The sequence below is a fragment of the Longimicrobiaceae bacterium genome (assembly GCA_035936415.1).
Classification (GTDB): Bacteria; Gemmatimonadota; Gemmatimonadetes; order Longimicrobiales; family Longimicrobiaceae; genus JAFAYN01.
The window spans coordinates 1-24,568 of the sequence record DASYWD010000465.1 but is presented as its reverse complement, the minus strand read 5'-3'; the positions used below and the strand labels follow the sequence as shown (position 1 = coordinate 24,568).

Genomic DNA, 24,568 nt, shown 5'->3' with positions numbered 1-24,568 from the left:
GGCGCCGCGCGGACCCCTCGTTCAGGATCCCGTCCTGCTGGATCCCCAGCGGGTTGACGTAGAACGCGAACGCCCGGCGCCGGTCCAGGAACGTGTCGAGGAGGATCTGCACGTGGTCGTCGCGCAGGATCCTGTCGCGTTCGGCCAGCGACGAGCGGATGCGCGAGGGGTCCTTCGCGAAGGCGTGCACGCCGACGTAGAGGGCCTGGGGCGTGTAGAAGACGCGCACCTCGGTGCGCTCCGAGGCCGGGGCGCCCTCCACCGGCTCGGTCTGCGTGAAGCCGGTCAGCAGCGCCGCGCGCGACCAGACCTCCTCGTCCAGGCTGCCGTCGATGCGCACCGCCGCCTCCGCCACGCGAGGGAGCTGCACCGCGAGCTGCCGCTCCGCCCCGCGGTACTCGCCGCCGTCGGTCGGATTCGGGTGGGGTGCGGCATGGAGCGCGGTGGCGAGGAGTGCGAGCGAATATACGTTCATCGAGGGGGCCGAGTATCCTGTAAGGCGAGACGGGAGCCGAAGATAACGTGAAACCCCGTCCACAGGGAGTCCCCCCGGAGACGTCCCCCGGCCGCCCTCAGGCCGCCCTCGCCCCCCGCCCGCGGCAGTTGTCGCAGGCGCTGCACCGGTCCGTGGCCTGCGAATCCCCGAAGTAGCGGAGCAGGTCGCCGCGGCGGCACCGGCCGGTCTCGGCGTAGGCCATGATGCGCGCGAGCCTCGCCATCTCGCGCACGCGGCGCTGCTCCAGCTCGTCGTACGGGAGCGGAAGGCGGGCCGGGTCCAGCTTCGGCTGGAGGAGGCGGGTGCCCGCTTCCTCCTCCTCCCAGGTGAGGATCCCCTCCTCCTGGAGCCGCTTGAGCGACCTGCGTACGGTCTTGATCTCGCCCTGGATGCTCGCCAGGTCGCGCGCCCGGACCCAGCTCCCCCGGTACAGGCGCTTCCCCCCGCCCATCTTCCAGAGCTCGCGCAGGACGTGGAGGTCGTCGAGCCGCCGGTCGCCCTGCAGGATGTCGCGGATCTGCTCCGGGCCCTTGCGGACCACGATGAAGAAGGCCGCCGTCCTGCGGGTGGTGTGATGCACGATCCCCGCCCGGTGGAGCACCCGCAGGCAGTGGCTCAGCGGGTTGGCGACCGGCCACTCCATGCGGCGGGCCAGCTCGGCCTGGGTGATGGCGAGCGTGCCGTCCGCCTCCACGTTCTCACGGAGCGCGTGGTACACGGCGACGTACCACGACCGGGTGGGGTGCGTCAGCGCGAGGAGGAACTCGTGCGTGCTCGCGTCCTTGGGGGAGTACAGCATGACGCACTCCGCCGGGCGCCCGTCGCGCCCCGCGCGTCCCCCCTCCTGGTAGTAGCTCTCGATGGTGCTCGGGAAGTTGTAGTGGACCACCTTGCGGACGTCGCTCTTGTCGATCCCCATCCCGAAGGCGTTGGTCGCCACCACGACGCGGGCCTCGGAGCTCATGAAGCGCTCCTGCAGCGCGGCCCGCTCCCGGGTCCCCTTCCCCGCGTGGTACGCGATGGCCGGGAGCCCCCGCTCGTTCAGCAGGTCGGCCACCTGGTCGACCGTCTTCTGCGTGGACGCGTAGACGATGGCGCTCCCGGGCACGCCCCGGAGCTCGCGCACCAGCGCCTCCGCCTTCTCGTCCTCCGTCTCCACCCGCACGACGCGCCAGGCCAGGTTGGGCCGGTCGAAGGGGAAGAGGTGCAGGGCGGGATCGTCCAGCTCCAGCCCCCGCACGATGTCCTCGCGGACCTGGGGGGTGGCCGTCGCGGTCACCGCCAGGACGGGGGGGTGGCCCAGCAGGGTCCGCTGGTGCCCCAGGCGCATGTAGGCGGGGCGGAAGTCGTGGCCCCAGACGGAAAGGCAGTGCGCCTCGTCGATCGCGAAGAGGCTCACGTCCACCCGCCGGATCCGCTCGCAGAAGGTGGGGCTGTCGAAGCGCTCAGGGGCCACGTAGAGGAGCTTGACCTCGCCGTCCTCCGCCATGAGGAGGCGCTTCTCCGCCTGGCGCGGCGTGAGCGTGGAGTTGATGAACTCCGCCGGGACGCCCTTCGCCTTGAGGCTCTCGATCTGGTCCTGCATGAGCGAGATGAGCGGAGACACCACCAGCGTCACCCCGGGGAGGAGCATGGCGCTCGCCTGGTAGATGACGCTCTTCCCGGCCCCCGTCGGGAGCACGGCCAGGACGTCCCGGCGCTCCAGCACGGAGGCGATGACCTCGCGCTGGCCCGGGCGGAAGTCGCCGTGTCCCCAGTAGCGCCGCAGGACGCGGCGCGCGTGCTCCACCGTGGGCTGCTCCGGCAGCAGCAGGCCGCCCTCCGTCCAGGCGGGCACCTCCTCCTCCAGCGGGAGCGGAGAGGGCCGGGAGCGCGGCGAGCGCGGGGGAGCGGTGTCGCTCTTTCCGAGCGCAGAAGATCGAGCCATGGGGGTACCACCTGACGTCCGGAGAAGGCACGGGCCCGGGCTCGCGTAAGTGCATGCGCCCGGGCACGATGGACGTCAGATTGTACCCCGCTGGGTGGTTTCGGTTTCTCTTTGGTCTACCCCGGAACGGGGTCCGTTTCCGCGGGGACGCGGATCCGCTCCAGAGCCGCGCGCATGGGCTCGGGAACCGGGGTGGGCGCGTTCGATCCGCGCTCCACGTACACGTGGACGAAGTGCCCCTGCGCGGCGGCGGTCTCCTCGCCCTCGCGGAAGATTCCGACCTCGTAGCGGACGCTGCTGGTCCCCACGTGCGCCACGCGCAGCCCCGCCTGCAGGGTGTCCGGGAAGGCGACGGGCCGGAAGAACTGGCACCCGGTCTCCACCACCAGCCCGACGACGGGGCTCCGGCCGAGCTCGAGGACCCCCGCGTCGATCAGGTAGCGGTTCACCACCGTGTCGAAGTACGAGTAGTAGACCACGTTGTTCACGTGCCCGTACGCGTCGTTGTCCATCCACCGCGTGGGGACGGTGAGGAAGTGCGCGTAGTCGCCGCGGGAATGGGGGTCCTGTCTGGGCATGTGCGCGGGGTCAGGTGTGGGGGGCGGGGGTGACCACCGCGCGCCCCAGCACGCGGCCCTCCCGCATCTCCTGCAGGAGCCGTGGGACCTCCTCCATGGGGTGGCAGGCCACCGGCAGGGGCGGCAGCGCCTGCTCCCGCACCATCTCTAGGAGCGCCCTCAGCTCCTGGAGACTCCCCGTGTACGAGCCGCGGATGGTGGCGTTCCGGAGGGGGAAGAAGTGCGTGGGGACCGCGAGCTCCCCGCCGAAGAGCCCCACGATCACCAGCGTCCCGTTCTTCGCCAGGACGCCCTGTCCCAGCGCCGCCGTCTCCGACGACCCGACGAAGTCGACCACGGCGGCCACCCCGCGGCTCCCGGTGCGGCGCAGCAGCTCCTCCCGCGCGTCCACCCGGCGCGAATCGAGGGTGGCGAAGTCCCCGAAGCGGCGCGCCGCCTCCAGCTTGCGCTCGTCCACGTCCACGAAGGTCACGGCGGCGGAGGTCATCGATCCCACCAGGCGCGCCGCCATCAGCCCCAGCCCCCCCGCCCCGACGATCACCAGCTCCTCGTCGGGGTCCAGCGGGAGCGTCTTGCGCAGGGCGCTGAACGCGGTCAGCCCCGCGCAGGCGTAGGAGCACGCCTCCGCGGGCGGGAGGTCCCCGATCTCCACCAGGAAGCGGGCGTCGGGCACCAGCACGTGGTCGCTGTAGCCGCCCTGGGAGAAGATCCCCAGCGAGCGCGGGGCCGCGCACATCTGCGGGCTCTCCGCGCGGCAGTGCCGGCACTCGCCGCAGCCGATCCAGGGGTATACGAGCCGGACGTCGCCCTCCGCCGCCCCCTCCGCGGCGGGTCCGGCCGCCACCACCCGGCCCACGATCTCGTGGCCGAGCGTGAGCGGGAGCCGCACGCCGCGGTCCTTCACGTAGACGCGCCCCCGGCCGTCCTCCCCGTAGTAGCCCTCCCAGAGGTGCAGGTCGGAGTGGCACACCCCGGTCGCCAGCGTCCGGAGGAGCACCTCGCCCCCCCGCGGCTCCGGGGTGGGGGCCTCCCGCCACTCCAGGGGCTCCCCGAACTCGATCAGCTGCAGGCTCCGCATGGCCGGTGTTCATTCCTGGCGCAGGGGGAAAGGCACGGACGGGCAGGAGGCCGACGGTGGCTCCTGCCCGTGCCCGGGGACCGCCGGCCCCCGGCCGGCCCAATCGGAGATGGTGCCCGGGAGGTGGGGGGAGGCTCAGCAGGCGGTGCGTCTGTGTGAGCCCGCGCAGTCACCCCGGCCACCCAACCGGCCGGGCGAGTTTACGCACCGCCGGAGGAGCCTCCCCCCGCCGACCCCTCGCGACACCGCCGGATTCGGCGGTCAGAAGTCGTACCGGAGCCGGAGCAGAGCCAGCCGCCCGATCGCCGGCACGCCCACGAAGCTCTGGTACTTCTCGTCGAAGAGGTTGGTCACGCTGAGCTGCAGCGTGGTCCCCCGGATGCCGGGGACGCGGTACCCGAGCACGAGGTCGACCAGGGTGGCCGCCTCGACGCAGTCCCCGAGCCCCTGCTGCGGCTCCACGCAGGAGTTGCCGATGTAGACCCCCGAGTACACCGGGAAGCCGCCGACGTAGCGGCCGCGGATCTCGCCGTTGATCCCCCTGGCGTCGTCGTCGTAGCCGAGGGCGAGCGCCCCCTTCCGCTTGGGCGCGTTGAGCGCGATGGGCTGCTCGTCCGGCCCGAAGCTGAAGTAGTTGTCGCTCACGAAGGAGGCGTTCCCGGCCACCCTCCAGCGCCCCATGAGGTACTGCGCGCTCAGGTCCATCCCCGTGAGGTCCACGTTCGCGTAGTTCTTGTAGCTGATCAGGATGGGGATGCCGTCGGTGAGGATGTCGTTCTCCGCCGCGGACACCACCCCGATGGGGGTGCGCGCCACCACCCCGGCGAGGGCCGCGGCCCGCTCGGGCGCGATCCCGTTGGCCGCCAGGAACTGCGCGACCTGCGTCCCGCTCACCATCAGGAGCGGCGCGGGGGCGAAGAGCTGCGAGATGAAGTTCTCGCGCTCCAGCCGCCACAGGTCCGCCGTGACGAGGAGCCGGTTGGCGAAGAGCCCCCGGTACCCCACCTCGAAGACCTCGGAGAGCTCCGGCTCGATCCCCGGGAGGTCCTGCACCGTGCTCGGGTCGAAGGCACCGGCCTTCCCCGTCTGCGGGTTGCGGCCGATCACGGTGAAGTTCGGGTTGGCGGCGAACAGCCTCCCGGCCTCGGCCGGGGTGATCTGCCCCGTGGCCACCAGGAAGTTGATGGCCAGGCGCGAGACCACGGCCGGGTCGTACGCGATCCGCGTGCTCCCGCCGCCGTTGGCCGCCGAGTTGAAGGGCGAGCGGATGGCGAGCTGTCCGTTCGGAAGGTGGAAGTTAAAGCCCTGCGCCCCCGGCGCGATCGCCTGCACCGCGTACGGCCCGGAGCGGCTGCTCAGCCGGTCCAGGAAGAGGTTGATCGCCGTCGGGGCCTGGAACGCCCGGTTGTAGGTGGCCCGGAAGCTCTGCCCCTCCCGGGGCGTGAAGACCAGCCCCGCCCGCGGCGAGAAGATCTGGTCGTCCAGCACGGAGTGGTGGTCCACCCGCCCCGCCAGGACCAGGTTCAGGGTGGGGAGGATCCGGGTCTCGGACTGCAGGTAGGCGCCCACCTGGGTGACCTCGTCGTCGTCCTCGTTCCGGCCGTACACCGTCCCGCGCGACTCCGGGAGGGTGTACAGCAGGTCCAGGCCGTAGGTGAACTGCTGGCGGTCGGCCGCCAGCCCGAAGCCGTGCTGGACCTGGCCCACCCAGAGCTTGGACTCGTCGAACACGGAGGCGCCGGTGCGCGCCGTGTAGGTCCCCCCGGCGTCGTTGTGCTCGCGGTAGACCTGGGCGAAGAGCCGGTTCCAGCTCACCCGCCCCTGGACGTAGGAGACCGAGAAGTCATCCTGCACGGAGGCGCTGATCCCGGTGAGGTCCACGCTGCTGTTGCTGGACTGCCCGGCCTGCAGCACGGCGGAGAGGCCGGGGCGGGGGCGCCAGTCCACGCGCCCGTCGAACCCGTAGCGGCGCGCGTCGTCCTTCCGGACCCCCACCCGGGTGAGGGCGAAGAGCGACGGGTCGCGGGCGATGCTGTCCTGGATCTGCGCCTCGCCCAGGCCGCGCCCCCGCTGCGCCGTGCGGAACTGCTCCAGCCTCGCGCGGGCCTCGCCCTGCAGCCGTACCTCCGCCGTGTCCACGAAGAGCCACTCGTCGGCGCGCAGGTAGCTCCCCGAGACCTTGAAGCCAAGGTTCTCGGTGATCCGCTGGGCGGTGCGGAAGGTGCCCATGAAGGCATCGCGCTCCCCGGCCGAGACGGAGAGCGAGGTGCCCGGGTCGTCCAGCGGCGACTTAGTGATCAGGTGGACGATGCCGTTGGCGGTGTTGGGTCCGTAGAGCGCCGCGCCCGGCCCCAGCACCACCTCGATCCGCGACAGGTCCTCGTTGACGAGCGAGATGCTCCCCACCCGGTTCACCTGCAGCCCGGGGACCGAGGCGATCCGGTAGTCGGTCAGCAGGGCGAGCGAGCTGGAGAAGGCCGCGTTGAAGCCGCGCACCACCACGTTGTTGTTGAAGATCCCGTTCTGGGCGATGTCCACCCCCGGGGTGGCCCGGAGGTGGTCGGAGGCGCTCACGACGGGACGCTCCTCGACGGCCTTGGCGCTCACCACCGCCACCGAGGCGGGGGCCTCCTGGGCCCGCTCCGCGCGGCGGGAGGCGGTGACCACGATGGCGTCCAGCGCCGTCTCCCGCACGGTCAGGGAGGCGTCGAAGGTGGCGGTCGCGCCGGCGCCCACCCGGACCGTGCCCCGGCGGGGCTCGTAGCCGGACTGCGTGATCGTGAGCGCGTACGTCCCCGGGGCAAGGTTGGCGATCCGGTAGCGGCCGTCCTGGCCGGTGACCGCGTCCCCGACGGCGGCGCCGCCGGTGGAGGCGGTCACCGTCGCCCCGGCCACGGGGGCCTGGGAGGCGGCGTCGGTGACGCGGCCGGCGACGGCGCCTGCCTGCGTGGCGAGCGGCGGCGCGGCGGCGAGGCCCAGCAGGAGGAGGAACGGCACAGTCCAACGACGACGTTGTTGCATTCGGCACCTCGGAGCGGAGGGATGTGGAAGCACGGTCGGCGGCGGAACGAGCGCGGGCCTCCCGGAGGAGCCCGGTACCGGAAACGCGCACGGCCGCGGGCGAGCGCGGCCGTAGGGGGCGGAGCCGTTACGGAGGGGCCTGGGCCCGGAGGCGGAGGAGGGTGGACATCCGGCGGTCTCTCCTGGGCGGGTCGGGGGCGACACAGGCGAACACCGTTCGGTTGCAGTTTGTACGGGCCCCCGGCGAAAGTCAAGGATCTCCTGACCGGACCCGTCGTCGTCCTCCCCACACCGGGCCGGCGGGGCGGACACGGTGGGGAGGGTCAGGCCACGGCGGGCTCCAGGCGGCGGACGGCGTCCACCGCGAAGCGGATGGAGGAGTCGATGTACGCGGACCGGTCGATGCGGGTGTCCACGCGGGCGGCGAGGAGGGTGGAGACCACGCCGTGAAGGATCGCCCAGACCACGTGCGCGTGGATGCGGGCCTCCTCGGCGCTCCGGAAGGCGTCCGGCGCGCACTCGTGGACGAGCTGCGCCAGGATGTCCATGGACCGCGCCGCCCGCCGGAACATCTCCTTCGGGATGCGCTCCATCTTGTTCGGGTGGAGCAGGTACATGATCTCGTAGTACTCCGGGTTCTCCAGCCCGAACTGCACGTACTTGCGGCAGTGCAGCTCCAGCCGCTCGGGGGGCGTCCCCGGTGCCCCGGCCGCCTCGGCCACCACGTCGTACCAGCGCTGGAAGCCCTCGTCGATCAGGGCGTGCACCAGCTGGTCCTTGTTGGCGAAGTACAGGTAGATGCTGCTCACGCTGCAGCCGACCGCCCGCGCGATCTTGCGCATGGAAAGGTTCTCGTAGCCGTCGCGCACCAGCAGGGTGCGCGTGGTGTCGAGCGTCGCGGCGCGCAGGCCGGTGTCGGTCCAGGGCATCGTCGGTGGGCGGCGAGGGTGCGGCGTGGAGCCCGCGAGCCGGGCGGTCGCAGTATGACCGCCGCGCCGCGGGCGTGTCAACGGACCTCCCGGTCCGGTCCCCTCTCCTGGCCGGAGCCGGGAACGCGGCCGTGGGCATGGGCGATCAGCGTGCGCACCGCGCCCCCGAACGCGGCGAAGCGCTCGTCCCGCGTCTGCCCCCGCACCCAGCGCGCGTAGATCTGCTGCAGGATCACCGCCAGCTTGAAGTACGCGAAGGTCAGGTACCAGGGGAGCTCCGACAGGTCGCGGCCGCTCCGCCGGGCGTACGCCGCCTGGACCTCGTCGCGCCCGGGAAAGCCGGGGAGCGTGGTGACGCTGGGCAGCATGGCCCGGAGCGCCGGGGGGTCCCGCGGATCCACCCAGTAGCTCAGGAACACGGCGAGGTCCAGGAGCGGGTCGCCGATGGCGGCCATCTCCCAGTCGAGCACCGCCGTGACTTCCAGCGACTCCGGGTCGAAGAGCAGGTTGTTCAGCTTGAAGTCGTTGTGGATGACGGTGGCGGCCGGGCTCGCGGGGACGCTCCCGCGCAGCCAGGCCATCAGCGCGTCCGCCCCGGGAACCTCGTCCGTGCGGGCCTTCTGGTAGCGCCCGGTCCACCCCTCCACCTGCCGCTCCAGGAAGCCCTCGGGGCGCCCGAGATCCTCCAGCCCCGCCGCCCGGTAGTCCACGCGGTGGAGCTCCACCAGGGTGCCGACCACCGCGTCGGCCACCGCCCGGCCCGTCTCCGCGGTGGGGGCGACCCCCTCCGGGAGGCGCGCGTCGACCACCACGCCCCGCCGGTGCTCCATGACGGAAAAGGCCGAGCCCAGCACCTCCGGGTCCGTGCAGACCAGGAACGGCCGCGGCGCCAGGGGATAGACCCGGTGCAGCCGGCGGAGGAGCTCGCCCTCGCGCTCCATGTCGTGGGCCCTGGGCGGCACCGGCCCGAGCGGAGGGCGGCGCAGCACGCCCTCCCATTCGCCCACCCGCAGGAGATAGGTGAGGTTGGAGGCGCCCGTCGGGAACTGCCGGACCTCGAGCGGGCCGGCCGGGATCTCCGGGAGGTGCTCCCGCAGGTAGGCGAGCAGCCGCTCGCGGTCGAAGTCCTCGCCCTCGCGCACCGGGATGGTGGCGGTCGTTTCCGGGTGGGGCATCGCGGCCTCCGGTGGTCTAGATCGTCACGGTGACGCCGTACGACTTCAGGATCTCGCGCGCCACCACGGACTTGTGCACCTCGTCCGGACCGTCGTAGATGCGGGCGGCCCGCTCGTGGCGCGCCATGGCCGCCAGCGGGGTGTCGTCGGTGATCCCCAGCGCGCCGTGGGTCTGGATGGCGCGGTCCAGGACGCGCTGCAGCACCCCGGCCACGTAGAACTTGATGAGCGAGATGTCCACCCGCGCCGCGCCCGCGCCCTCCCGGTCGATCCGCTCCGCCGCGTCGAGCACCATCAGGCGCGACGCGTGGATCTCCGCGCGGCTCTCCGCGATCCAGAACTGCACCGCCTGCTTCGACCCCAGCGGCACCCCGGGCGACAGCTCGCGCCCGGCCGCGCGGCGGCACATCAGGTCGAAGGCCCGCTCCGCGATCCCGATCCAGCGCATGCAGTGGTGGATGCGGCCGGGGCCGAGCCGCTCCTGCGCAAGCCGGAACCCGGCCCCCTCCGGGCCGATGCGGTTCTCCACCGGGACCCGGCACCCCTCGTACCGCACCTCCGCGTGGCTGAAGTAGTCCTCGCCGGCCTCGCCCATGACGGGGATGTTGCGGACCAGGCGGAAGCCCGGCGTGTCCGTGGGGACGATGATCTGGCTGGCGCGCTCGTGCGGGCGCTTCGCCTCCGGGTTGGTGACCGCCATGACGATGGCGAACGCGGCGCCGTCCGCGGACGAGGTGAACCACTTGTGGCCGGTGACCACGTACTCGTCGCCCTCGCGGACCGCCGTCGTGGAGAGGTGCACCGGGTTGGAGCCGGCGTGCTCCGGCTCGGTCATGGAGAAGCAGCTCCGGATCTCCCCGGCCGCGAGCGGGCGGAGCCAGCGCTCCTTCTGCTCGGCGCTGCCGTGGTGCATCAGCAGCTCCATGTTCCCCACGTCCGGGGCCTGGCAGTTGAACGTGTAGTGCCCCAGCGGGGAGTGGCCGAGCGCCTCGCTCACCCGGGCGTACTCGGTCAGCGACAGCCCCAGGCCGCCCTGCTCCATGGGGAGGAAGGGCGCCCAGAGGCCCAGCTCCTTCACGCGCCCGCGCTTCTCCCGCAGGAGGGGGAGGAGCTCGCGGAACGAGCGCGCGTGGAGCTCGGCCTCCAGCGGGTGGAGCTCGTCGCGGACGAAGGCGCGGATCTGCTGCAGGACGGTTTCGAGGGAGCGGTTCGCGACGGGCATCGTCGGCTCCATGGCGGGGGCGGGCCGGGGCTCCGCGCGGGGAGCGCGTGGCCGAACGTCGTTCGGTACCAATACACGCCGCCCCCCGCGGACGCAACCCTGCTCGGACCGGGCGCGCGTTCCTTGCGCGCCGCCGACCTGTCGCGTAACCTGCGGACGAACGCCGTTCGGCCCGCGGCGACCGCCGTGGCCGCTCCGCCGGAGGAGGTGCCGATCCGATGCCGAGCCTGATGAGCCTGCTCGTCCGCCGCCGCATCCGGCGGCGCGTGTCCTTCGCCTCCCCCGGCCTCTCGCTGGAGGAGCGCCGCCGCGTGCTCGACCGGAACGGGAGCCTGGTCTCGCTCCCCCGCGGGACCATGCTGGAGCGCGTGGTGGTGTCCGGCGTCCCCTGCGAGTGGATCCTCCCGTACCGCCATGACCCGGGCCGGGTGGTGCTGTTCCTGCACGGCGGAGCCTACACCCTGGGGTCGTGCAACTCGCACCGGGGGATGGTGGCGCACGTCGCCCGCGCCTGCCGCGCCCGCGCCCTGCTCCCCGAGTACAGGCTGGCCCCCGAGCACCCCTTCCCCGCCGCCCTGGAGGACGCCGTCGCCGTCTACCGCTTCCTGCTGGGCTCCGGGGTCCCGCCCGGGCACGTCACCCTCATGGGCGACTCGGCCGGGGGCGGGCTGGCGCTCGCCACCCTCCTCGCCCTGCGCGACGCGGGCGACCCGCTCACTGCGGCGGCGGTGTGCATCTCGCCGTGGACGGACCTGGCCGCCACCGGCGAGACGCTCCGCACGCGGGCGCGGCACGACGTCGTCCTCCGGCCGGAGACGGTGGGGAGGAGCGCCGCGCTCTACCACGGCGGCCATCCGCCCGACCACCCGCTGGTGTCGCCGCTCTACGCCGACCTCGCCGGCCTCCCGCCGCTCCTGGTGCAGGTGGGCGGCCACGAGATCCTGCTGAGCGACGCCACCCGCCTCGCGGAGCGCGCGCGGAACGCGGGCGTGGAGGTCACGCTCCGCGTCTGGCCGGGGATGTGGCACGTGTGGCACGGGTACGTGGACTGGGTGCCCGAGAGCCGGCGGGCGATCCGGGAGATCGCGGAGTTCGCCGACCGCCACCGGACCGCCGCCTGACCCGGCGCGTGCCGGCACCCGGGCCTCACTGGCCGTCCCCACCCAAAACGGAGGAACCATGCTGAACCTCGCCACGCTCCTGGACAGCACGGCCCGGAAGTACCCCGGCCGGGAGGCCCTCGTGATGGGCTCCACGCGCATCCCCTACGCGAAGCTGGACGCCATGGCCTGCCAGGTCGCCCACGGACTGCGCTCGCTGGGAGTCGAGCCCGGCGACCACGTGGCGCTCTCCTGCCCCAACCTCCCGTACTTCCCGGTGGTCTACTACGGGATCCTCAAGGCCGGGGCTGCGGTGGTGCCGCTCAACGTGCTGCTCAAGGGGCCGGAGATCGCCTACCACCTGCAGGACTCGGAGGCGAAGGCGTACTTCTGCTTCGAGGGGACGGCGGAGCTCCCCATGGGGCGCATGGGGCACGAGGGGTTCCGGGAGGCGGGGGGGTGCGAGCACTTCGTCCTGATCACCGCCGACCCCGCGGCGCCGTCGCCCATCGAGGGCGTCCGCACGCTGGGGATGCTGATGCACGGCCGGCCCCCCGCGTTCGAGACGGCGGACCGCGATCCCGACGACACGGCGGTGATCCTCTACACCTCCGGCACCACCGGCCGCCCCAAGGGGGCCGAGCTGACCCACAGCAACATGCTGGTCAACGCGGTGGTCTCGCGCGACATCGCCCTCCCCGAGCTGGACCCCGCCGCCGTGCAGGTGGCCCTGGTCGCCCTCCCGCTCTTCCACTCCTTCGGCCAGACGTGCCAGATGAACGCGGGGGTGCTGGGCGGCAGCACGCTGGTGCTGGTGCCGCGCTTCGAGCCGGGCCCGGTGCTGGAGCTGTTCGCGAAGGAGAAGGTGACCCTCTTCGCCGGCGTCCCCACCATGTACTGGGCGCTCCTCCAGCACGCCCGGCAGCACGGGGTGGACGCCGCCCCCATCGCCGAGAACCTGAAGGTGTGCACCTCCGGGGGCGCGGCGATGCCGGTGGAGGTGCTGAAGGCCTTCGAGGCCACCTTCAACGTCAAGGTGCTGGAAGGGTACGGCCTCTCCGAGACCGCGCCCGCGGCCACCTTCAACCACGTGGACCTGCCGCGCAAGGTGGGCTCCATCGGCGTCCCGGTCTTCGGGTGCGAGGTGCGCGTGGTGGACCTGGACGGGAACGAGGTCCCGGCCGGGCAGCCGGGGGAGATCGTCATCCGCGGCCACAACGTGATGAAGGGCTACTACCGGAGGCCCGAGGCCACCGCGGAGGCGCTCCGCGGCGGCTGGTTCCACACCGGCGACGTCGCCGTGCGCGACGAGGACGGCTACCTCTTCATCGTGGACCGGCTCAAGGACATGATCATCCGCGGCGGCTTCAACGTCTACCCGCGCGAGATCGAGGAGAAGCTGCTGGAGCACCCCGCGGTCTCGCTCGCGGCGGTGGTGGGGGTGCCGGACGAGAGGTCGGGCGAGGAGATCATGGCGTACGTGATCCGCCAGCCGGGCGCCCAGCTCACCGAGGCGGAGCTGATCGCCTGGTGCCGGGAGCGGATGGCGGACTACAAGTACCCGCGCACCGTGGAGTTCCGGGAGGAGCTGCCGATGACGGCCACGGGGAAGATCCTCAAGCGCGAGCTGCGGCACGACGCCTCCGCGGCCCGGCCGCTCGGCTGAGCCGCGGAGCGGGCACCCCTTCCTCGGAGAGGCAACCGACATGAGCGTACTGGAGCTGTTCCGGCTGGACGGCAGGACCGCCCTCGTGACCGGCGGGGGGAGGGGGCTGGGCGAGCACATGGCGCTCGGGCTGGCGCAGGCCGGCGCGAACGTCGTCCTGTGCTCACGCAAGCGGGAGGCGTGCGAGGAGGTCGCCGGCCGGATCGAGAGCGGCGGCGGCCGCGCGCTCCCCCTGGCCTGCGACGTCGCCGACCCCGACGACGTGGAGCGCGTGGTCTCCGCCGCCCGCGACGCCTTCGGCGGGATCGACGTGCTGGTGAACAACAGCGGCGCCACCTGGGGCGCCCCGCCCGAGGAGATGCCGCTGGAGAAGTTCGACCAGGTGATGCAGGTCAACGTCCGCGGCGTCTTCCTGATGGCGCAGGCCGTGGCCCGCACCATGATCGCGCGGGGCGGGGGCGGCTCCATCGTCAACGTCTCCTCCGTGGCCGCCTTCAAGGGCGGCCGTCCCGGCGCGCTGCAGGCGTCCGGGTACGCGGCCAGCAAGGGCGCCGTGGTCTCGCTCACCCGCGACCTCGCCGGGAGCTGGGCCCACCACGGGATCCGCGTCAACTGCATCGCCCCCGGGTGGTTCCCGACCCGGATGTCGCGCGGGGTCCTGGAAAAGGCCGGCGAGCTGCTCCTCTCCACCATCCCGCTGGGGCGCTACGGCGAGCCGGAGGACATCCAGGGCGCCGTGCTCTTCCTCGCCTCGCGGGCCTCCGCCTACATGACCGGCCAGACGATCCTGGTGGACGGCGGGCAGACCGTCTGGTGAGGAGCGATCCGCCTTGCGTGCAGCGCGCGCCGCTCACTACCTTGCCCCCGAACACCGTTCGGCTGTACGGTGGGCGCTCTGCGCGGCGTCCTCCCGCGGGCGGAGCCGCTCCCTTCCGATCCTCCCCGACCGGAGGCAGGAGACGATGAGATCGATCCGCTGCATGCTGCCCCTGATCCTCCTCGCCGCGGCCGGCGCCCTCGCGGGCTGCGCCACCGACCGGCCCGACCCCGGGGGAGCCGAGGTGGTCCAAATCGGCTTCAGCGGGCCGCTCAGCGGGGGCGCCGCCTTCTACGGCCGCAACGTGCTCAACGGCCTGACCATGGCCGTGGACGAGATCAACGAGGCGGGCGGCATTGCGGTCGGCGACCGGCGGGTGACCTTCCGCCTGGCGAGCCTGGACGACCGCTACCTCCCCAACGAGACGGCCATCAACACGCGGCGGCTCCTGCAGCAGTCGCGGACGCCGGTGGTCTTCGTGCCGCACGTGGGCGGCGTCCTGGCCGTGCAGGGGATGAACACGCGCGAGCCGCGCTTCCTGGTGGGTGCCTACAGCAGCGACCCGCGCGTCCTGGAAGCGGGCAACCCGCTCACCCTGATGATCCCGCCGCGCTACGACACCTACGCCGAGCCCTTCGTGCGGGCGACGATGCAGCGCTTCGGGAAGCGGCTGGGGCTGCTCCCGACGACCACCTCCTACGGCCGCGCCTGGCGCGACATGGTCGCCGCGGAGTGGCGGCGTCAGGGCGGCCAGGTGCTGGGGGACCACAGCGTCGACTACAACACCACCACGGACTTCTCGGGGGCGGTCACGCGCGCGCTGGCCGAGCGGCCGGACGTGCTCCTGGTCGGCGGCCCGTCGCAGCCCACCGCCCTGGTGGTCCGCGCGGCGCGCCAGCAGGGCTTCCGCGGCGGATTCATCGTGATGGACCAGGCCAAGTTCGAGGAGATGGACGACATCGTCCCCCCGGAGCAGCTCGAGGGCGCCGTCGGGATCTATCCGCTGGAGGCGTACACCACGCCGGGCGCGACCGACTTCGTGGAGCGCTACCGGCAGAAGTTCGGCGCGGACCAGACGCCGACCTCGGAGTCGGCGCTGAACTACCACGCCATGCACGTGGTCGCCCAGGCCATGGCGGCGGCCGGCACGGCCACGGACCCCGAAGCCATTCGCGCGCACCTGGCGGAGGGCGCCGCGCGCATCCCCGCCGAGCGCCGGCCGTACCCGATCGAGGGGGTCACCGAGCAGGGGCACATGCTCGGCGAGGTGGTTGCCGCCATGGTCCGGGACGGCAGGTACGCCGAGATCGCGGTGCCGCCCGTGCAGCCCCGCCCCGCCGCGAACCGGTAGCCGGGCCGGGAGATGACGCTCTTCCTCCAGCAGCTCGTCAACAGCGTCGCGCTGGGCAGCATCTACGGCCTGGTGGCGCTGGGGCTGACGCTGGTGTACGGCGTCCTCCGGATTCCCAACTTCGCGCACGGCGCGCTGTACATGGTCGGCGCGTACGCCACCTTCTTCTTCGCCACGGCGCATGGCCTCTCCTACGTCGCCGCGGTCGGTGCGTCGGTGCTCGTGCTGGCGCTGCTGGGCGCGGTCCTGGAGCGCCTCGTGTTCCACCCGCTGCGCCACGCGCCGCACCTGCACTCCATGATCGCCGCGCTGGGCGTGCTCCTCTTCCTGCAGGCCGGCGCACAGCTCCTGTGGGGAGCCGACTTCCGGCGGCTCCCCGCGCCCGCGGAGGGCGTGGTGGAGATCTTCGGGCTCGCGGTCGCGGCCCAGCGCCTGGTGGTGATCGCGGCGGCCGTGGCCGTCATGGCCGGCCTCTACCTCTTCCTCAAGCGCACCGCGACCGGCGCCGCCATCGAGGCGGTGGCGCAGGACCGCGAGGGCGCGTTGCTCGTGGGGATCGACACGCGCCGGATCGCGATGCTGACCTTCGCCGTCTCGGCCGGGCTGGCGGCGGTCGCGGCCTCGCTGGTGGCGCCGCTCAACCTGATCTACCCGACCATGGGCGAGGTTGTGAACCTCAAGGCGTTCGTCATCATCATCCTGGGCGGGATGGGGAGCATCCCCGGCGCAATCGTGGGCGCGTACCTGCTCGCCGCCGCGGAGGTGTTCGGGGGCACGTACCTGTCCTCCGCGTTCGCCGAGCTGATCGGCTTCGCGGTGCTCGTGGCGGTGCTGGCGGTCCGCCCGACCGGCCTCTTCGCGAAGGGGACGTAGGTGGGGCGGCTCGCCGAGCGGGGGTGGCTCGTGCTCGCGCTCGGAGCGGCGCTCGCCTTTCCGCTGCTGGTCGACAACGCGTACTTCCTCAGCGTCGTCGTCTCGGCCTTCATCCTGGCGATCGCCGTTTACGGGCTGAACGTGCTGGTGGGCTACACGGGCCAGCTCTCGCTGGCGCACGCCGGCTTCTTCGGGATCGGCGCCTACGCCGCCGGGATCCTCACCACCACGTACGGGCTCTCCTTCTGGGTCGCGCTGCCGGCGGCGGTCGCGCTCGCCGCGGTGCTCGGCTTCGGGGTCGGGATGGTCGCTCTGCGCACGCGCGGCGACTACTTCGCCATCTTCACGCTCGCCGTCGGCGTCATGATCACGCTGGTCATCGACCACTGGGAGGGCGTGACGGGCGGGACCGACGGGATGATCGGCGTCCCGCCGCCTACGCCGCTCGGGCCGCTCGCCTTCGACTCGCTCTTCGCGCAGTACTACCTGTACCTTGCCTTCCTGCTGCTCACGATCGCCGCCGTCCGGAACCTGGCGCGCTCCCTGGTGGGGCGCACCTTCATGGCGATCCGCAACGACGAGCAGCTGGCGCAGGCCATCGGGATCAACGTGGGCCGCGCGATGCGGCTCTCGTTCACGATCTCGGCGTCGTTCGCCGGGCTGGCCGGCGCGCTGTACGCCCCGTTCCTGGGGTACCTGGGCCCGAGCGTGAGCGGGCTCGCCATGACCTTCAACATGCTGCTCTACCTGCTGATCGGCGGCGTCGCGTCGCTGGCGGGCCCGCTGGTCGGCACGCTGCTGCTCATCACGCTCACCCAGGGGCTGCTCGCCCTGGAGGAGTACCAGTTCGTGGTGCTGGGGCCGCTGCTCGTCCTCTCGGTCATCTTCTTCCCCCAGGGGCTGGTCGGGCTCGCGCGCTCGTCCGTCACGCGCCCGGACCCCGCCCACCGCGACCCCGCGCATGCTGCTCCGCACGCAGAACCTGGGCATTGACTTCGGCGGGCTCCGCGCCGTGGACTCGGTGGACCTCGCCGTCGCGCCGGGCGCGGTGACGGCCGTGATCGGGCCCAACGGCGCGGGGAAGTCCACGCTCTTCAACCTGCTGAACGGCTTCCGCCGGCCCACCACCGGGCGGATCCTGCTCGGGGAGCAGGACGTCACCGGGTGGCCGCCGCACCGGATGGCGCGGGCGGGGCTCGCGCGCACCTTCCAGAGCACGCGCCTCTTCGCCACGGCGAGCGTGCTGGAGAACGTGCTGATGGGCTACCGGCTGCGCACGCGCACGCACCTGTGGGACGCGCTGCTGCGCACCGCCCGCGCGCGGCGCGAGGAGCGGGCGTGCCGCGACCGGGCCATGGAGGCGCTCGCCTTCGTGGGGGCGGACCACTTCGCGGACCGGCCGGTGGGGAGCCTGCCCCAGGAGGCGCAGAAGCGGGTGGCGATCGCGCTGGCGCTGGCCACGGAGCCGCGGCTGGTGCTGCTCGACGAGCCGGCGGCCGGGGTCAACCCCGGTGAGACCGACGGCCTGGCCGAGCTGATCCGCAGGATGGTCGCGCACGGGCTGACCGTCTGCCTGGTCGAGCACAAGATGCGCATGGTGATGGCGCTGGCCGACCGGATCGTGGTGCTCCACCACGGGCAGAAGATCGCGGAGGGCACCCCGGCGGAGATCCAGGCGGACCCGCGGGTGGTCGAAGCCTACCTGGGGGGCGGCCTTGCTTGAGGTGACCGGCCTCCGGGTGCGCTTCGGCGAGTTCCAGGCGCTCGGCGGCGTGAGCCTGGCGGTGCAGCCGGGCGAGGTCGTGGTGCTGCTCGGAGCCAACGGCGCGGGGAAGTCCACGCTCTTCCGCGCGATCAGCGGGCTGGTGCGCCCGTCCGCCGGCTCGATCCGCTTCGCGGGGCGGGAGATCGGCGGGCGGCCGGCGCACGAGGTCGTGCGCGCCGGGATCGCGCACGGGCCGGAGGGGAAGCACCTCTTCCCCGGGCTTTCCGTGCGCAAGAACCTGCTGCTGGGCGGCTACCCGCACCGGCGCGACCGCGAGGGGGTGCGCCGCTCGCTGGAGGAGGTCCACGCCCTCTTCCCCGTGCTGCGGGAGAAGGCGGACGCCCCCGCCGGCTCGCTGAGCGGCGGACAGCAGCAGATGGTGGTGATCGGTCGCGCGCTCATGGCGCGGCCCCGCCTGCTGCTGCTGGACGAGCCGTCGCTGGGGCTCGCCCCGCTGGTGGTGCAGGAGGTGCTGGACGCGATCCGGGAGCTGAACCGGCGCGGCACCGCGGTTCTGCTGGCCGAGCAGAACGCCTACGCGGCGCTGCGCATCGCGGACCGCGGCTACGTGATCGAGAACGGCGAGGTCCGCGTGAGCGGACCTCGCGCGGAGCTCATGGACAACCCCGAGGTGCGGCGCGCCTACCTCGGAGTCTGACCCCCCCACCGGACCCCGCCCACACCGATGACGAACCCGGCTCGCCCGCGGGAGGCACCCCCCGCCGAGGCCGACTTCTACGGCTACTTCTCCACGCTGACCGAGGAGGAGAACGACGTCCGCCTCCGGGTCCGGCGCTTCATGGACGAGGAGGTGGCGCCCGGCGTGAACCGGTGCTGGGAGGCCGCGGAGTTCCCGCGCGAGCTGATCGGCCGGTTCCGGGAGCTGGACCTCCTCGCCGGCTGGTACCGCGGCGACGCCGAGCCCTCGCTGGTGGCGAAGGCGCTCGTCAGCATGGAGCTGGCGCGGGTGGACCCCGGCTGGGCCAGCTTCTTCGGGGTGCACGCCGGCCTGGCGATGGGCGCCATCGCGCGCTACGGCTCGCCGGAGCAGCAGGCGGAGTGGCTCCCACCGCTCCGGCGGTGGGAGCGGATCGCGGCGTTCGGGCTCACCGAGCCGGACGTGGGCTCCGGCACCGCGGGCGGGCTCACCACGCGCTGCCGGCGCGAGGGGGAGCAATGGGTGCTGGACGGCCGGAAGAAGTGGATCGGGAACGCCACCTTCGCCGACGTGGTGGTGGTCTGGGCGCGCGACGAGGCGGACGGCGCCACCCGGGGGTTCCTGGTGCGCACGGAGAGCCCCGGGTACGTGGCCGAGAAGATCGAGGGGAAGGTCTCGCAGCGCACCGTCCAGAGCGGGCTGATCACCCTGGACGGCTGCCGCGTTCCCGAGGCCGACCGGCTCCCGGGGGTCGCCTCCTTCGCGGACGTCGCGCGCATCCTGCGCGCGGGGCGGGCCGGGGTGGCGTGGCAGGCCGTGGGCTGCGCGATGGGCGCCTACGAGCACGCGCTGGCCTACGCCCGGCAGCGGGAGCAGTTCGGCCGCCCCATCGGCGCCTTCCAGCTCATCCAGATGAAGCTGGTGACCATGCTGGGCAACGTCACGGCCATGCTCGGGATGGCGCTGCGGGTGTCGCGGATGCAGGAGCAGGACGTCCAGCGCGACGAGCACTCGGCGCTCGCCAAGCAGTTCTGCGCGGCCCGGTGCCGCGAGACCGTGGCGCTCGCGCGCGACCTGATGGGCGGGAACGGGATCCTGCTGGAGTACGGCGCCGCCCGCCTCTTCTCCGACGCGGAGGCGATCTACTCGTACGAGGGGACCAACGAGATGACGGCGCTCATCGTGGGGCGGGCGGTCACCGGGCACAGCGCGTTCGTCTAGTCGCCTGCGCCGTGCCCGATCGGACGAGGGCCGCGCCGTCACTGCGCCCGCCGGAAGTCGTGCCCGGAGACGTGGATCACGGCCGGAAGAGCGCCGCGTGCGCGAACGCCGGCCCGGTGCGCCCGTGCGGCCACTCCTCCCGCCGGAACGAGATCCCCAGGGAGCCGTCCGCCGAGCGCAGCGTCTCGTCCCAGGAGAGCCGCCCCGTCGCCGGGTCGAGGCGCGCCATCAGCATTCGCTCCTCTCCGCCGTTCTCCCCGCCCACGATCAGCCGGTCGCTCCCCGGGTCCCGGGCCAGCCAGTGCGGGCGGAAGGCGGAGTCGGCGTCCAGCCGGGAGACCTCCACCGGGTGGGCGGGGTCCTGCACGTCGAACGCGGCGAGGCGGCTCAGCTTCCCGATCGGCATCACCCAGAAGCGGCCGACCACCACCGGCACGCCGCAGGCGGCGAACCGGTCCGCGATCGCGCTCACGTAGTGCACCTCCGGCTTCGGCGTGTCGAGCCCCGTCACCCGGTAGAAGCCGCAGCCGAACGTGTTCAGCAGAACGGTCCGGCCGTCGGCCATGACGCGGGGCTCGAAGGGAAGCTCCTTGAGGTGAGGCGCGGGCCCATCCGGCAGGGGGATCGTGTGCAGGAGCTCCAGGGTGGAGAGCCGCCACACCTGGACCACGTGCGCCGTCGAGTCCTGCTGCATGGGCGCGCTGGTGCTTACGAGCCGGTCGAGCGTGGGCAGCGCCGCCATGGCGTAGGTGCGGACCTGGCCCTGCGCCGCCGCGTCCGCCGAGTGCACGGCGCGGAGGACCTCGCCGCGCGGGTCGTACTCCACGATCCCGCCGTCGTCGCTCGGCGGGTTGTCGGTTCCCAGGTAGGAGACGAGGACGTTCCCGCTCGGCAGCCGCAGCACGTCGTGCGGGAACCGGAATCCCTCGGCCGCCGGCAGCGTCCGCACCACTCGCGGCCGCTCGGCGTCGCTGAAGTCCACGAGGAACATCTTCTCGGCGCGATAGCCGCTCGCGAAGAGCAGCTCGCCCTCGCGTGGCAGCTCGTACTCCAGGTGGTGCGGATGCGTGTGATGCTCGCCCACGGGAGCAGTCGATACCAGTTGACCGTACGTGGGGCTCTCCGGACGGATGTCGTAGACGGCGAGGAAGTCGGAGTCCTCGCCGTCCAGGTCGCCGGCCCACACGTACAGGTAGCGGGCGGGGGCGGGGGCGGCCGGCGCCGCTGAAGTGCCAGCGGGATCGATCCGGGGCTGTCCGGCCGCACACCCGGCCAGGGAGAGGGCCAGCACTGCGCAGCACAGGCGCATTGGAACCTCCGCGGAAGAGGGAACGTGGGGCACGTCGCATCAGAGCGGCGTGCCGGGGGATCGGCCGCAAACGCCACGTCAGGCCTTCCCGCGAGGAGAACGGCCCGTCAGGTCTCGCGGCCGTCCACGATCTCCAGCAGTGTTATTTCGAACGCGAGGTCTTCGCCCGCAAGGGGATGGTTGACGTCCATCAGCACGGTGCCCTCCCGAATGGCGGCGATCCGGGCGATCACGGGCGACCCCACGATCTCGATGAGGTCGCCCACCGCGAGCGGTCCGGGAGGCAGCCTGGCGCGATCCACCTCCGCCATCCGATCGTCGAGCCTGGGGCCGTAGGCCTCTGTCGGCGGGACGACCGCATGCCTGGTTTCGCCCACCTCCATCCCCTCCACCACGCGGTCCAGGCCCGGTATCACCTGGGCGGACCCGAGCGTGAACTCCAGCGGCTCCTCTCCCCTTGAAGTATCGAACACGCTCCCGTCGCTCAGCCGGCCGACGTAGTGGATCCGGACCGTGTCGCCGTGTTCGGCCCGGGCGGTGGATCGCCGCCCCTCCATCGGCTCGCTGCCGGGGGCACGTACCCGCGGGAAGGTGTGCCGCCCGGTCGTTTCGCGGCTGCCCGACAGGGTGGCGAAGAAATCTCGAACGGGACGCCAGAGAGTCGTGACGACGAGGACTGCACCGACGAGCAGAGTGAGCGGGCCGATGCCGATCATCGCCAGGGTGGTCACACGAGGGAGAGCCGGAACAGACCGCCCTCCGTCTCCGGACCGGCGGGTACGAAGCCCATCCTGCGCAGGTAAGCCGTGTGCTCCCTGCTCCCTGGCGCGGTGAGGATCTCCGTGATCCCGCGAGCACGGAAGAACTCCGCCTGCTCCACGAAAAGGTAGCGCCCGATCTTGAAGTCCCGATACTGAGGGATAACGAAGTCGAGGGTGACCTGCAGCGAGTGCCCGTCCCGCAGCTCTCCGAGCAACAGTCCGGCGGGCACGAGGTCCCGCAGAACGAAGACGACCCACTGCGGCCCGGTCGCCGCGAACGAGAACTCCGGTACGAAACGCCGGATCTCCTTCGCGTAGAAGTGGAGGAAGTAGTGCAGGTACTCGGAATCGGGCCGGACCTCCAGGAGCCGGAAGAACTCCTTCGTCCGGAGCATGCCGTGCAGGTAGTAGACGTTGATGAGGACGATGAAGAGGTTGACGATCGCGACCGGATATGCGTCGATGAGGAAGCCGTAGATCGCGAAGGTGGCTGCCCCCAGGAGGTTGATCACCCGGAGCCGGAGGATGGAGCTCATCATGAGCGAGAGCGCCACCAGTGCGGAGGCGACGTAGCCGATCAGCTCCAGGACCCATCGTTCGCTCATCTACTCTTCCCTCCTGAACCGAGGCAGAACTGTGCGGATACGCCCGTCGGCGGAGCCCGAGCCGAGGAGGGATAGCGGGTGCGGGCAGCACAGGCAAGCGGGAGAGGCGCGCCGGAGAAAGAGAGGATGCGAGGAGGAGGGGATTACACCGACGCCCGCACCAGCGGTGGTGTCGCCTGCGGCGTTGGTCAGGCGGCGGGCCGTCGTCGCCCGGCCCGTGCTGGAGAACTACCGGATGCGACGGGGACGCATTTCCACTCCGCAGGCCAGGATCTACCCTGGCGGTCACCTGCAGGGACGTGGCCTCGGGCGGGCGCGACAGGTGCTGTGCTCCAGCGGCTGTCAAACCGCTCCACCAGAGCGCCGCGGCCAGGACCACATGTAATCGGGGCAGAGGCATTCCGATTTACAAGTACGAAGGTGTGTGGCTCAGGGTGCGGCGCCTGACGAAACAGGTATCTCACCTGGCTGCTGAGCATTCTTGACTCCGTGCTTGCGTCCCGCAACTCTTCCGGGTCAGTGACAATCGGCGGAGCGGTGGTTCCTTCTCCTCTTCTCTGGAGCCTGGCGCATGGCGATCGAGGTTCGACCAGCGGACGTGTTCGACGACATCAAGACGATGGTAGGACCGAAGCGGGCAGACGCGAACGTATGCTGGTGTCTGAGCTACCGCATCCCGTCAAAGGAGAACGTATCGCTACGGGGGCCCGCCCGCGGTGAGAAGGTCGCCGAGCTCATGGAGCACGGGCCGGTCGGTGTGCTCGCCTACGACGGTGACGAGGTTGTCGGATGGGCGGCGGTCGCACGACGCGCCGATACGACCTTCGCGCGCAACCGCACGATCCCACACGTCGATGACCTGGACGTGTGGTCGGTGTGGTGCATCCGCGTGCGGCCGGGACACCGCGGCAAAGGGATCTCACATTCGCTACTCGCGGGCGCTGTCGAATTCGCGCGCTCCCGGGGCGCGCCGGCGATTGAGGGCTACCCGGTCGACAACCAGGGCGAAAAGGTCGATCTCACGATGGCGTACGTCGGAACGCGCGCGCTCTTCGAGAAGGCGGGATTTCGCAAGGCCGCCGACACATCGTCGGTCCTCAACGGTTTTCCGCGGGTGCTGATGCGGCTGGACCTGCGGTAGCCTGTGACCACTCCGGCCGTTCGCTAGGCGCGCGGGACCTGCGATGTTCAGCCGAAAGCTCGGATGCTGCGTTCTGAAGCGGAGCGGAGCCGCAGCCCCACTCCGCCGCATGCGTGGCCCAAGCTGCGGAACGCGACAAGGGGTTCAGTCGATATAGCAGCGGCACTGGCCGCTCTCACACCACCCGGTGCCGAAACCGACCGTCTGGCAGAAGGTACGGCACAGGTCGTCCTTACAGACGCCGGTTCCATCGGAGAGGACCGGGGCAGCGAACGCCTGGTTGGCTCCGAAGGTGATCGCAACAGCGACACCGGCGCCGAAGCTCCAAGTCAGGGCCTGTGAAAGAGCGTGCTTCATGGATTCCCTCCAGTGAGAACGTGGAACACGCAGCACGGCGGAAGTGCCGAAGTGCGCGACTCGCGGTAGAGAATGCCGGGAACTACGTGCGAGGTCAAGCGGAGGAGACTGCACTGCTACAGGACACATCGTCCCGGACGGGTGTGCGGCTGCGTCAGAGCAGAGTGCACGCTGACGCAGCCGCGCCTTGTATCTGCGCCGGGATTTGAATCTGCGCACGGGAGCCTGGGACTGCTCCGCACGGCACGCGCCTAGTGTAACGCCCTCAAGTTCAGGTGCGTGCAGCCGAACGTGAATTCACCCCGGAGTGTGACCGGCGCTCAAGGCACCAATCGCTACGGTGGCCGCCGGCTGCATGTCGCCTGCAGCGCTCCCGTTAAAGCGATTTGAATGCGGGTGCGGAGCATGCAAGGCGGAGCAGCAACAGCTCCCGAATCATGAGGAGGTGCTCATGCCGAGTCCCTACTCGCTGGATCTGCGGCAACGGGTGATCGCCGCGTGCGAAGCCGGTGAGCACA

21 protein-coding genes and 1 pseudogene are annotated in these 24,568 nt (G+C 71.9%); 10 read left to right on the top strand and 12 right to left on the bottom strand.

Annotated elements, in window-relative coordinates:
* From VGR37_18835 to VGR37_18800, 8 genes are all read right to left on the bottom strand, one after another.
* Positions 1 to 475 (bottom strand): carbohydrate binding family 9 domain-containing protein (locus VGR37_18835; GenBank protein HEV2149463.1); only part of this gene is annotated, 475 nt, incomplete at its 3' end.
* Positions 476 to 572: 97 nt separating this feature from the next.
* Positions 573 to 2,423, bottom strand: a complete 1,851-nt coding sequence (locus tag VGR37_18830; protein HEV2149462.1) for an ATP-dependent DNA helicase RecQ — start codon at positions 2,421 to 2,423, stop codon at positions 573 to 575.
* Positions 2,424 to 2,539: 116 nt separating this feature from the next.
* Positions 2,540 to 3,001 carry a thioesterase family protein gene (locus VGR37_18825; GenBank protein HEV2149461.1) on the bottom strand — a complete coding sequence of 154 codons (462 nt, stop codon included), beginning with the start codon at positions 2,999 to 3,001 and terminating at the stop codon, positions 2,540 to 2,542.
* 10 nt (positions 3,002 to 3,011) lie between these two features.
* Positions 3,012 to 4,079, bottom strand: coding sequence for an alcohol dehydrogenase (locus VGR37_18820; GenBank protein ID HEV2149460.1), 1,068 nt, complete (start codon positions 4,077 to 4,079; stop codon positions 3,012 to 3,014).
* A 261-nt stretch (positions 4,080 to 4,340) separates the two neighbouring features.
* Complete coding sequence (locus VGR37_18815) at positions 4,341 to 7,100, bottom strand: TonB-dependent receptor (protein ID HEV2149459.1); 2,760 nt, start codon at positions 7,098 to 7,100, stop codon at positions 4,341 to 4,343.
* 323 nt (positions 7,101 to 7,423) lie between these two features.
* Positions 7,424 to 8,029: a TetR/AcrR family transcriptional regulator gene (locus VGR37_18810; GenBank protein ID HEV2149458.1), complete on the bottom strand. Its 606-nt coding sequence runs from the start codon at positions 8,027 to 8,029 to the stop codon at positions 7,424 to 7,426.
* Positions 8,030 to 8,106: 77 nt separating this feature from the next.
* Complete coding sequence (locus tag VGR37_18805; protein HEV2149457.1) at positions 8,107 to 9,204, bottom strand: phosphotransferase family protein; 1,098 nt, start codon at positions 9,202 to 9,204, stop codon at positions 8,107 to 8,109.
* A gap of 16 nt (positions 9,205 to 9,220) precedes the next feature.
* Positions 9,221 to 10,426 carry an acyl-CoA dehydrogenase family protein gene (locus VGR37_18800; GenBank protein ID HEV2149456.1) on the bottom strand — a complete coding sequence of 402 codons (1,206 nt, stop codon included), beginning with the start codon at positions 10,424 to 10,426 and terminating at the stop codon, positions 9,221 to 9,223.
* Between the two features lie 230 nt (positions 10,427 to 10,656).
* Here VGR37_18800 and VGR37_18795 point away from each other — a divergent pair, with 230 nt between their 5' ends.
* The 9 genes from VGR37_18795 (at position 10,657) to VGR37_18755 (ending at position 19,877) form a co-directional block, all read left to right on the top strand.
* Positions 10,657 to 11,547: an alpha/beta hydrolase gene (locus tag VGR37_18795; GenBank protein ID HEV2149455.1), complete on the top strand. Its 891-nt coding sequence runs from the start codon at positions 10,657 to 10,659 to the stop codon at positions 11,545 to 11,547.
* Positions 11,548 to 11,605: 58 nt separating this feature from the next.
* Positions 11,606 to 13,192: a long-chain fatty acid--CoA ligase gene (locus VGR37_18790; GenBank protein HEV2149454.1), complete on the top strand. Its 1,587-nt coding sequence runs from the start codon at positions 11,606 to 11,608 to the stop codon at positions 13,190 to 13,192.
* Positions 13,193 to 13,232: 40 nt separating this feature from the next.
* Positions 13,233 to 14,009 carry an SDR family oxidoreductase gene (locus VGR37_18785; GenBank protein ID HEV2149453.1) on the top strand — a complete coding sequence of 259 codons (777 nt, stop codon included), beginning with the start codon at positions 13,233 to 13,235 and terminating at the stop codon, positions 14,007 to 14,009.
* Between the two features lie 145 nt (positions 14,010 to 14,154).
* Positions 14,155 to 15,360 carry an ABC transporter substrate-binding protein gene (locus VGR37_18780; protein ID HEV2149452.1) on the top strand — a complete coding sequence of 402 codons (1,206 nt, stop codon included), beginning with the start codon at positions 14,155 to 14,157 and terminating at the stop codon, positions 15,358 to 15,360.
* Between the two features lie 12 nt (positions 15,361 to 15,372).
* Positions 15,373 to 16,233, top strand: coding sequence for a branched-chain amino acid ABC transporter permease (locus VGR37_18775; GenBank protein ID HEV2149451.1), 861 nt, complete (start codon positions 15,373 to 15,375; stop codon positions 16,231 to 16,233).
* Positions 16,234 to 17,226: a branched-chain amino acid ABC transporter permease gene (locus tag VGR37_18770; GenBank protein HEV2149450.1), complete on the top strand. Its 993-nt coding sequence runs from the start codon at positions 16,234 to 16,236 to the stop codon at positions 17,224 to 17,226. It abuts the gene before it with no gap.
* Positions 17,195 to 17,956 carry an ABC transporter ATP-binding protein gene (locus VGR37_18765; protein ID HEV2149449.1) on the top strand — a complete coding sequence of 254 codons (762 nt, stop codon included), beginning with the start codon at positions 17,195 to 17,197 and terminating at the stop codon, positions 17,954 to 17,956. The genes VGR37_18770 and VGR37_18765 overlap by 32 nt, the downstream gene beginning before the upstream one ends.
* A gap of 1 nt (position 17,957) precedes the next feature.
* Positions 17,958 to 18,656 carry an ABC transporter ATP-binding protein gene (locus VGR37_18760; GenBank protein ID HEV2149448.1) on the top strand — a complete coding sequence of 233 codons (699 nt, stop codon included), beginning with the start codon at positions 17,958 to 17,960 and terminating at the stop codon, positions 18,654 to 18,656.
* Positions 18,657 to 18,683: 27 nt separating this feature from the next.
* Positions 18,684 to 19,877: an acyl-CoA dehydrogenase family protein gene (locus VGR37_18755; protein ID HEV2149447.1), complete on the top strand. Its 1,194-nt coding sequence runs from the start codon at positions 18,684 to 18,686 to the stop codon at positions 19,875 to 19,877.
* A 76-nt stretch (positions 19,878 to 19,953) separates the two neighbouring features.
* Here VGR37_18755 and VGR37_18750 read toward each other — a convergent pair whose 3' ends face one another.
* The 3 genes and pseudogenes from VGR37_18750 to VGR37_18740 form a co-directional block, all read right to left on the bottom strand.
* A complete protein-coding gene (locus VGR37_18750) occupies positions 19,954 to 21,186 on the bottom strand; it encodes a selenium-binding protein SBP56-related protein (protein HEV2149446.1) in 1,233 nt (410 codons plus the stop codon).
* 335 nt (positions 21,187 to 21,521) lie between these two features.
* Positions 21,522 to 21,707: pseudogene (locus VGR37_18745) on the bottom strand (FKBP-type peptidyl-prolyl cis-trans isomerase).
* Positions 21,708 to 21,913: 206 nt separating this feature from the next.
* Positions 21,914 to 22,552 (bottom strand): hypothetical protein, encoded by a 639-nt coding sequence (locus VGR37_18740; GenBank protein ID HEV2149445.1) that lies wholly within the window; start codon positions 22,550 to 22,552, stop codon positions 21,914 to 21,916.
* Between the two features lie 571 nt (positions 22,553 to 23,123).
* Between VGR37_18740 and VGR37_18735 the strand changes: the two genes are divergently transcribed.
* Positions 23,124 to 23,693 carry a GNAT family N-acetyltransferase gene (locus tag VGR37_18735; protein ID HEV2149444.1) on the top strand — a complete coding sequence of 190 codons (570 nt, stop codon included), beginning with the start codon at positions 23,124 to 23,126 and terminating at the stop codon, positions 23,691 to 23,693.
* Between the two features lie 144 nt (positions 23,694 to 23,837).
* Here the strand turns inward: VGR37_18735 and VGR37_18730 are convergent, their stop codons facing one another.
* The gene (locus tag VGR37_18730) at positions 23,838 to 24,050 is read right to left on the bottom strand and encodes a hypothetical protein (protein ID HEV2149443.1); all 213 of its coding nucleotides are present in this window, start codon (positions 24,048 to 24,050) and stop codon (positions 23,838 to 23,840) included.
* Positions 24,051 to 24,568: the final 518 nt, after the last annotated feature.

Excerpts from the sequence above, each read along its gene's own strand:
- VGR37_18740 (HEV2149445.1), bottom strand. The coding sequence starts at position 22,552 with ATGAGCGAACGATGGGTCCTGGAGCTGATCGGCTACGTCGCCTCCGCA.
- VGR37_18735 (HEV2149444.1), top strand. The coding sequence starts at position 23,124 with ATGGCGATCGAGGTTCGACCAGCGGACGTGTTCGACGACATCAAGACG.
- VGR37_18800 (HEV2149456.1), bottom strand. The coding sequence starts at position 10,426 with ATGCCCGTCGCGAACCGCTCCCTCGAAACCGTCCTGCAGCAGATCCGC.
- VGR37_18780 (HEV2149452.1), top strand. The coding sequence starts at position 14,155 with ATGAGATCGATCCGCTGCATGCTGCCCCTGATCCTCCTCGCCGCGGCC.
- VGR37_18765 (HEV2149449.1), top strand. The coding sequence starts at position 17,195 with ATGCTGCTCCGCACGCAGAACCTGGGCATTGACTTCGGCGGGCTCCGC.
- VGR37_18810 (HEV2149458.1), bottom strand. The coding sequence starts at position 8,029 with ATGCCCTGGACCGACACCGGCCTGCGCGCCGCGACGCTCGACACCACG.
- VGR37_18730 (HEV2149443.1), bottom strand. The coding sequence starts at position 24,050 with ATGAAGCACGCTCTTTCACAGGCCCTGACTTGGAGCTTCGGCGCCGGT.
- VGR37_18815 (HEV2149459.1), bottom strand. The coding sequence starts at position 7,100 with ATGCAACAACGTCGTCGTTGGACTGTGCCGTTCCTCCTCCTGCTGGGC.
- VGR37_18750 (HEV2149446.1), bottom strand. The coding sequence starts at position 21,186 with ATGCGCCTGTGCTGCGCAGTGCTGGCCCTCTCCCTGGCCGGGTGTGCG.
- VGR37_18775 (HEV2149451.1), top strand. The coding sequence starts at position 15,373 with ATGACGCTCTTCCTCCAGCAGCTCGTCAACAGCGTCGCGCTGGGCAGC.
- VGR37_18795 (HEV2149455.1), top strand. The coding sequence starts at position 10,657 with ATGAGCCTGCTCGTCCGCCGCCGCATCCGGCGGCGCGTGTCCTTCGCC.
- VGR37_18830 (HEV2149462.1), bottom strand. The coding sequence starts at position 2,423 with ATGGCTCGATCTTCTGCGCTCGGAAAGAGCGACACCGCTCCCCCGCGC.
- VGR37_18825 (HEV2149461.1), bottom strand. The coding sequence starts at position 3,001 with ATGCCCAGACAGGACCCCCATTCCCGCGGCGACTACGCGCACTTCCTC.
- VGR37_18785 (HEV2149453.1), top strand. The coding sequence starts at position 13,233 with ATGAGCGTACTGGAGCTGTTCCGGCTGGACGGCAGGACCGCCCTCGTG.
- VGR37_18805 (HEV2149457.1), bottom strand. The coding sequence starts at position 9,204 with ATGCCCCACCCGGAAACGACCGCCACCATCCCGGTGCGCGAGGGCGAG.
- VGR37_18820 (HEV2149460.1), bottom strand. The coding sequence starts at position 4,079 with ATGCGGAGCCTGCAGCTGATCGAGTTCGGGGAGCCCCTGGAGTGGCGG.
- VGR37_18755 (HEV2149447.1), top strand. The coding sequence starts at position 18,684 with ATGACGAACCCGGCTCGCCCGCGGGAGGCACCCCCCGCCGAGGCCGAC.
- VGR37_18790 (HEV2149454.1), top strand. The coding sequence starts at position 11,606 with ATGCTGAACCTCGCCACGCTCCTGGACAGCACGGCCCGGAAGTACCCC.